1 protein-coding gene is annotated in these 852 nt (G+C 45.2%); it reads right to left on the minus strand.

The window, feature by feature from the left end; all coding sequences use genetic code 11:
* Positions 1-805 (minus strand): IS110 family transposase (locus ACRRU2_RS28525; protein WP_432506831.1); only part of this gene is annotated, 805 nt, incomplete at its 3' end.
* Positions 806-852 lie beyond the last annotated feature (47 nt).

The raw sequence follows: 852 nt of genomic DNA on the forward strand, positions 1-852 counted from the left end.
AAAACTCACTGGGTACAAGCCCACAATAGCTCATGAAAGCTGTGGGACTTCGGAATCGTGTGATGCTCATGATTTCTGATCCTAATGTTACTGAAGTGATCATTGCTACCCCTCGTAACGCCTGCAAGGCTTGGAGCAGCGGAGCCTGTACCCCAACTTCCGCTTGCTGTTCCATTTCTTTTTCATATCTTTTGATACGCTCTTTGGTTTCCCATATGGCGTGGCGATATTCTTGAAAGGCAAGGCGCTGACACTCATTTGTAAACTTTAACGTATCTAGCCATTCTTCATTGGCATATGTCCATGGTTTAGACCCTTTGGGATCTGACAGTTGATTCCGTAATAGAAACTTTCCTAGCCGCTGTTTATGGCGGTTTAAATCTTCCTTCGCATCTTCCCGTGCACGAACTAAATCTCGTAATGCTTCATCCTCGGGTGTAGGGACATAAACGGAAGTAAGTTCTCCTGCGCGAAATAGTTGGGCCAGACGTAGTGCATCTCGTTTGTCCGTTTTTATTCGGTCTCCTGGCCGCTGAGGAATAAGGGAAGGAGCAACGATTGCACACGAAATATTCATCTCCAGCAGCCAGCGGTACAGCACATACCCTGTAGGGCCAGCTTCGTAACAGACTTCCAGCGTAACATCTTCTTTCTTAAGCAATTGTTGGATTAGCTTTCGGACGGCTTCTTTTGTGTGAGCAATAGCTCCCCAGTACCGTGCCTCTTGTCGATCTTCATCCGCAATAGCAACAGCAATTTTTGCTTTGGATACGTCTAAACCTATATACTTTGTGGTTATACTCATAATAACCGACTCCTTTTTTGATTGTAGCTCTGTTTTGGTTTTGAATG

Origin of the sequence: Paenibacillus sp. GXUN7292 (genome assembly GCF_050864975.1) — a bacterium.
Taxonomy (GTDB): domain Bacteria; phylum Bacillota; class Bacilli; order Paenibacillales; family Paenibacillaceae; genus Pristimantibacillus.